6 protein-coding genes are annotated in these 6370 nt (G+C 74.1%); 2 read left to right on the top strand and 4 right to left on the bottom strand.

Features of this window, described 5'->3' with window-relative positions; all coding sequences use genetic code 11:
* From DJ75_RS08755 to DJ75_RS08735, 4 genes are all read right to left on the bottom strand, one after another.
* Nucleotides 1-163 (bottom strand): triphosphoribosyl-dephospho-CoA synthase (locus DJ75_RS08755; RefSeq protein ID WP_176451431.1); only part of this gene is annotated, 163 nt, incomplete at its 3' end.
* A complete protein-coding gene (locus tag DJ75_RS08750) occupies nt 160-975 on the bottom strand; it encodes a dihydropyrimidine dehydrogenase (RefSeq protein ID WP_094524116.1) in 816 nt (271 codons plus the stop codon). The genes DJ75_RS08755 and DJ75_RS08750, both read right to left, overlap by 4 nt.
* Nucleotides 972-2003 carry a 2-phospho-L-lactate transferase gene (cofD, locus tag DJ75_RS08745; RefSeq protein ID WP_094524115.1) on the bottom strand — a complete coding sequence of 344 codons (1032 nt, stop codon included), beginning with the start codon at nt 2001-2003 and terminating at the stop codon, nt 972-974. The genes DJ75_RS08750 and cofD overlap by 4 nt, the downstream gene beginning before the upstream one ends.
* A 568-nt stretch (nt 2004-2571) precedes the next feature.
* A complete protein-coding gene (locus tag DJ75_RS08735; protein WP_094524117.1) occupies nt 2572-3489 on the bottom strand; it encodes an isoaspartyl peptidase/L-asparaginase in 918 nt (305 codons plus the stop codon).
* Between the two features lie 124 nt (nt 3490-3613).
* Here DJ75_RS08735 and DJ75_RS08730 point away from each other — a divergent pair, with 124 nt between their 5' ends.
* Both DJ75_RS08730 and DJ75_RS08725 read left to right on the top strand, forming a co-directional pair.
* Complete coding sequence (locus tag DJ75_RS08730; protein WP_094524113.1) at nt 3614-5191, top strand: HTTM domain-containing protein; 1578 nt, start codon at nt 3614-3616, stop codon at nt 5189-5191.
* Between the two features lie 78 nt (nt 5192-5269).
* Nucleotides 5270-6286 carry a glycosyltransferase family 2 protein gene (locus DJ75_RS08725; RefSeq protein ID WP_094524112.1) on the top strand — a complete coding sequence of 339 codons (1017 nt, stop codon included), beginning with the start codon at nt 5270-5272 and terminating at the stop codon, nt 6284-6286.
* Nucleotides 6287-6370 lie beyond the last annotated feature (84 nt).

Here is a 6370-nt window from a genome sequence, read left to right as displayed (position 1 = left end):
GTTCGAGCCCCTCGCGGGCGCCGACCGCCCCGCCCAGGAACGACTCAAACCGGAGGTCGCCGAGGTCCCGGCGGCGGTCGACGTTGCCGGGCTTGGGAGTGCCAGCGACCTCGAGCAGGAGCGCGAGCGTCGCGTCGTCGACCGGGTCGCCGGCGGCGGTCACGGCGGCGCCTCCCGCCGCCGCGCCGTCTCGTCCGCCGGCAGTTCCCCCTCCCGCCAAGCGCGCACCGCCTCGGCGATACGCGCGAGCTCGGACGGACGCTCGGTCGGGCGCCCGGCGCTGACGGCGTCGGCCCCGTGCGCGGCGTACTCGGCGACGGTCCGCCGGCCCCGGACGCCGTTGTTGGCGATCACGGTGAGCCCGGTGCGGAGACCCCTGTCATCCGCGGTCAGGTCGCCGACGACGCGCTCCGAATCCATCGCGTCGACGTGGAGCCAGTCGGCCCCCGCCTCGGCGACGGCGTCGGCGACGGCGACGAGGTCGACGCCCGGGACCTCGGCGCGGACCTTCACGCTCGTCGTCGCGCCCGTCTCGGCCGCGGCGGCGACGTAGTCGGCCAGCCGGTCGCGGTCGCGGAGGAGCGACTCGCCGCAGCCGACCGCGCGCAGCTCCGGCTGCCGGCAGTGGGCGTTGACCTCGCAGACCGCGTCGCGGGCGGCGCAGACCGCCGCCGCCTCGCGCACCGGGCCGACGGTCGCGCTGCGGACGTTGACGCCGGGGCGGACCGGCGCGTCGGCGAGCGCGGCGAGCTGCCGGTCGATCCACGCGAGCGGCTCGGCGGGGAGAAACTCCGAGCGCCCCCGGGCGACGAGGTCGCGCGCGGCCGCCCGGCTGGCGGGGTCAAGCGCGATCCCGCCGAGCATCGCCGCGTCGACGTGCGGGGCCGCGGCGCCCGCCCAGTCGGCGTCGGCCGCGCCGCTGAGACTGGCGGCGACGAGGAACGGGGTCGGGCCGTCGTCTTCGCTCGCCGTCACTCCGCCACCTCCGCGTCGGTCGCCGACGCGTCCGTCACCGCCGCCAGCGCGCGCTCGCAGGCCCGAGCGACGCGTTCGGCGTCGTCCGCGTCGTCGATTCGGGTGTCAGTACGCTTGACGTGGCGGTCGGGGAGCTCGGTCGGGTCGGCCGAGTCGAGGACGAACGCGTCGGCGAACGGGTACGCGTCGGCGACGCCCGCGGTCGAGGGGTCGCGGCCGACGCCGGCCATGAGGTCGGCCGCCGGCCCGGAGAACACCTCGTCGCCGACGAACGGCGAGACCGCGACGACGGGGGTCTCGCGAAGCGCGGCCTCGAACCCGGGAAGCGCGAGCATCGGGCCGACGCTCGTCACGGGGTTCGAGGGGCCGATGACCACGGGGTCGGCGAGGGCGTCGAGCACGGCGGCGGTCGGCTCGGCGTCGTCGGCGCCCCGGAACTCCACGTCGGCGACCCCGGGCTCGCCGCGGCGCGCGACCCAGTACTCCTGGAAGTGGATCGTCTCGCCGGCCTCGGTGTGGACCAGCGTCGCGACCGGGTCGTCGGACATCGGGAGGAGTCCGACGTCGAGGCCGAAGGCGTCGGCGAGCGTCCGGATCGCCTCGGTGAGCGTGCGGCCCTCGTCGAGCAGGCTCGTGCGCGTGACGTGGACCGCTCGGTCGCGGTCGCCGATCTCCATGAACTCGCCGACGCCGGAGAAGCGCCGCCAGCGGGCGATCTCGCGGCCCGCCGTCTGCGCCTCGACGTCGAGGTAGCGCGGGGCCGTTCCGAGTCCGACCTCCCCTGCGAGCCGGCGCAGCTCGGCGTGCGTCTCGGTGGTGTCGTCCGCGATCCCCCACCACGTCTCACGGTCGAGGACGCCGCCGCCGGCGAACAGCACGGTGTCGACGTCGGGGCACACGAGGTGGCCGCCGAGCTCGACGTCGTCGCCCGTGTTGGCGACGACCGCGATCGCCGCGGGGTCCCACACGCGGGTCGCCCCGTCGAGGAGCTTCGGCGTCCCCGTGCCGCCGGCGAGGAACGTGACCATACGCGGGCAAGGCGGCGGGCGGATTTGTATCCTCGCCTCCGCGGGCGGCGACGCGGATCGGCGTCGGGAACCCCGATGAGGCCCTCGAGCGGTGGTGGGCCGCAGAGGCCTCGTTGAGCGCGCCGTCCCCGTCGTTTAGAGCATCGATAAGCCGGCGACGGGGACGACGGAGGCTCGATGCGACTCACCAGACGCGCGTCGGCGATCGCCACGCGATCGGTGGTCAAACTTAACCGGTTGTTTGTGTTTTAGTAGCCTATTTAATATGTATCTGCGTACACCTATCCGAGAACGATGCACCTGCTACGGACCGTCTACCCGTTCTCTCTGGCGGGTGCAAACGTCGCTATGGGGTGGCTGCTCTACCGGCTGTCCGAACCGGTTCTCGGAGTCGTACTCGTCGTAATCGGGGTCATCGTCATACTCACCTCGATAGGGAGCGCCGTCAGCCAGCATCGACCCGTACTCGGGGAATCCACGTGACGTTCATCCCTGAGCCGTCGCGCTGTCCTCCCTGAGCCGTCGCGTTGACCCATACGTCTGTATTCGGCGCGATCCCAATCGACGACTACTCGCGAGCGACGCTCGTCTGCATCCCGTCCGTGTTGAACGCGCTCCCGACGCCGTCATCGTCGAGGACGATGACACCCGCCCCGGATCCGGTGATCTCATCGAACTCCTCGATCGCCCGGTCGGCCGCCGCCTGCGCGCCCAGCCCCTCGTCGAGGAAGTCGACGGCTCGCCGCGAGAGCGTGACGCGCGCGATGTCCTCGCCGGCCCCCGTCGCGCTCGCGCCGCCGGCCTCGGTACAAAAGAAGCCGGAGCCGACCTGCGGCACGTCGCCGACCCGCCCCGCGAGCGCGAACGACCGGCCGCCCGTGGACGTCGCCGCCGCGAACGTCTCGCCGTCGGACGCGACCGCACCGACCGTGTCGTGGTCGGGCGCGTCGCGCTTCCCGTCGCCGTCCGCGTCGCTCCCGGAGCCCTGCCCCGCGTGATCGTCCCCGGACCCGAACCGCGACGCGAGCCAGTCGAGGTGCTCGCGGGGGCCGCCTCGCGGCGGGTCCTCCGCCTCGTAGCGCTCGCGCGTCTCGTCGGTGAGCAGGTCGACGCCCGTCTCGACGCCGAACTCGTCGGCGAGGTCGACGGCGTGGGCGCCGGAGACGAAGACGTGCGGCGTCTCGGAGCGGACGACACGTGCGACGCTCGCCGCGTGCTCGACGCCCGGCATCGAGCAGGCGGCGCCGACCGCCCGGTCCGAGGTCATCACGCCGGCGTCGGTGCGGACGACGCCGTCGGACTGGACCGCACCGCCGACGCCGGCGTTGAACCGCGGGCTCGATTCGAGGGGCGCGAGCGCCGCTACGACCGCGTCGAGAGGGGTCTCGGCGTCGGCGCCGCGGTCGGCCGCCTCGTCGAGCGTCTCCTGTCTCCGCGCCGGTTCGTCCGGGACGCCGCCGGCGCCGCCGTGGACGACGACGCGCATCGAGGGGCGCTGTGGCATATTCGGAGGTCCCCCGGCGCCCCGATAAGGGTCGGGAAAGCGGCGGAAGTCGATCCGAGTCCCCGCCGCAAGACCTATCTCCGCGCCTCGGGGAGTCGCCACCATTGTGGACGAGCACCGAGAGCGCGCCGACGACGACCCCGCCGCGGGTCTCGAAGCCGACCCCGACGGAGAGTCTGCCGTTCGGGGCTCGGTCCGTCGCCGCCTCCGGAGCGCAGTCCGGGCCCGCGTCGGAGTCGACCGGCGCGCCCTCGCGGCGTTTCGGGTCGCGCTGGGGATCGCCCTCCTCGTCGATCTCGGACTGCGCGCTCGGAACCTGACGGCCTTTTATACCGACGCTGGCGCGCTCCCGCGCTCGGCGCTCGCGGAGGCGTACCCCCTCGCCGCTCGCCTCTCGCTGCACGCGCTCTCCGGCGAGGCGTGGTCCGTCGCGCTGCTGTTCCTCGTCGCCGCCGTCGCCGCCGTCGCGCTCGCGGCCGGCCACCGTACCCGCGTGGCGACGGCGGTCTCGCTGGTCCTGCTCGCGTCGCTACAGGCGCGGAACCCGTTCGTGCTCAACGCGGGCGACAAGCTGCTCGTCCAACTGCTCGCGGCCGGGCTGTTCTGCCCCCTCGGCGCGCGCTGGTCGGTCGACGCCGTGCGCGGCGGCGCGTCGCTCGGGGACTCCGTCCGAGCGGCCCGCGAGGACCGTTTCGCCGGCCCGGCGTCGGCGCTCCTGTTGGCCGTCGTCGTGGTGGTCTACGGCGCCAACGCGGTCGAGAAGCTCAGGGGGACGGCGTGGGCCGGAGGCGAGGCGGTCGGACAAGTGTTCCGGCTCACGTACCTCCACGGGCCGCTCGGAGGGCTGCTGCCCGAGGCGGCGCCGCTGCTCGCGGCCGCCACCTACGGCTGGCTTGCGCTGCTCGTCGCGTCGCCGCTGCTCGTCGCGTCGGCCGGACGGGTCCGGGCCGCGCTCGCCGGATGCCTGTTCGCCGCGCACCTCTCGATGGCGTTCACGCTCCAGCTCGGCGTCTTCCCGCTGGTATCGGCGGCCGCCCTGCTCCCGTTTTTCCCGCCGTTCGTCTGGGACCGCGTCGAGGGGGCCGTCGGACCGTCCGGCGCGCGGCTCCGCCGGGCCGCGGAGTCGGCCCTCGTCGGCGACCCGCGAAACGAGGGGCCGAGAAACCGAGCGGCGCGCGTCCTTCCGGACCGGGCGGTCCGCGGTCGCGTCGCCGCCGCCGTCGCCGCCGTCCTCCTCGTGTCGCTGCTCGCGTGGAACGGCATGGCGGCCGGGCTCGTCGACGCGCCCGAACCCGTGGCGGCGACGGCGGGCCCGGCGGAGCACGGCTGGGACATGTTCGCGCCGAACCCGAGTTCGATCGACGCGCGCTTCCTCGCGACGGCGGCGACCGCCGACGGCGACCGGATCGACGCGCTGTACGGCGACCCCGTCGCGGTCGACCGGCCCCCGTCGGACGCGCGGGCGTACCCCACCGCGCGCTGGCGGAAGTACCTCACCCTGCTGGCGGACGACGACGCGCCCGCCCGCGTCGACCCGCTCCTCACGTATCTCTGCGACCGGTCGGCGGGACTCGCGGGGGAGGACGTCGCGTCGGTGACCGCCGCGGCGGTCGAGATCGACGTGACGGACGGCGGCGAAACGCGGGTCAGGGAGCTCGGAACGCGGGAGTGTCGGCCGAGGTAACGTTCGGAACCGGGGCGGCGACCGGGGCGACCGACGAGCGGCTGACCACTTATCTGTCCCCCGCCCGAACCGATCGACGTGACGGAGAGCGAGCGATCTCACCCGCCGACGTCGGTGCTCCTGCCGACGGTTCACTGGACGGAGGCGTGTTCGGAGGTGGCCGCCCAGCTCGGCGAGGGCGACGAGCTGTTGGTGATCTGCGACGCCGACGACGACCCGGTGGCCGAGCGCCGGGGCGGGGGCGTCGGACGGGATGGCGGCGCTGGAGAGGGCGACGCTGGAGAGAGCGTCGGACGGGAGGGCGACGCTGGGGAGGCCGACAGCCTGCCGGACGGCGTCCGCGTCGTCGTCGCGGGAGAGCCGGAGGGGTGTTCGGGGAAGTCGAACGCGATCGTCGCCGGCATGGAGGCCGCCGGACACGACCGTATCGTCTGGACCGACGACGACTTCCGTCACCCGCAGGGGTGGCTCGCGGAGCTCAACGCCGACTACGATCGACAGGGACCGACGACGGAGGTCCCCGTGTTCGTCGGAGCGGACCCGCTCGGTCGGCTGTTCGAACCGGCGTACGTCATCGGCGGGACGCTGCCGCTCTCCCGCGGCGGAATCGCGTGGGGCGGCGCGGTCGTGTTCGAACGGGACGACCTCGACGAGGGCGCCCTCCTCGGCGACCTCCGCCGGACCGTCAGCGACGACGGGACCCTCGCGGAGCACCTCGACGTGAGCGCCGCCGACCGCGCCCGAACCGTCGCGGCGGGCGGGTCGACGCGCGAGTCGCTGGAGCGGTTCGTCCGCTTCTTCCAGATCACGCGACACCACGAGCCGGCGGCGGCCGCGGTCAACCTCCTCCTCTCGGTCGGCCTCGCGGCGTTGTGCCTGCTGGCGCCGATAGCGGGCGTGGCGTTCGTCACGGCCCTGTCGGGCGCGGCGTACGCGAGGTTCGGGATCCGACGGGCGACGTTCCTGCTCGCCGGTCCGGGTGTCCTGATTTCGCCGGCACTGCTCGCGTACGCGCTCGCGCGTCGGACGTTCGTCTGGGGCGGTCGACGCTACCGGTGGCGGTCGATGTTCGACGTCGAGGTCGTGGAGCGGTGAGCCGGATAACAGCCTGAATCCGGCGCTGTCGGGCGGTTCGGCGCGCGCTACAAAACGGCAGGCACTTTACGCGGGTCCGACAAC

It is taken from the genome of Halorubrum sp. Eb13, assembly GCF_002252895.1.
GTDB lineage: Archaea > Halobacteriota > Halobacteria > Halobacteriales > Haloferacaceae > Halorubrum.
This window is presented reverse-complemented; position numbering and strand designations above follow the sequence as displayed.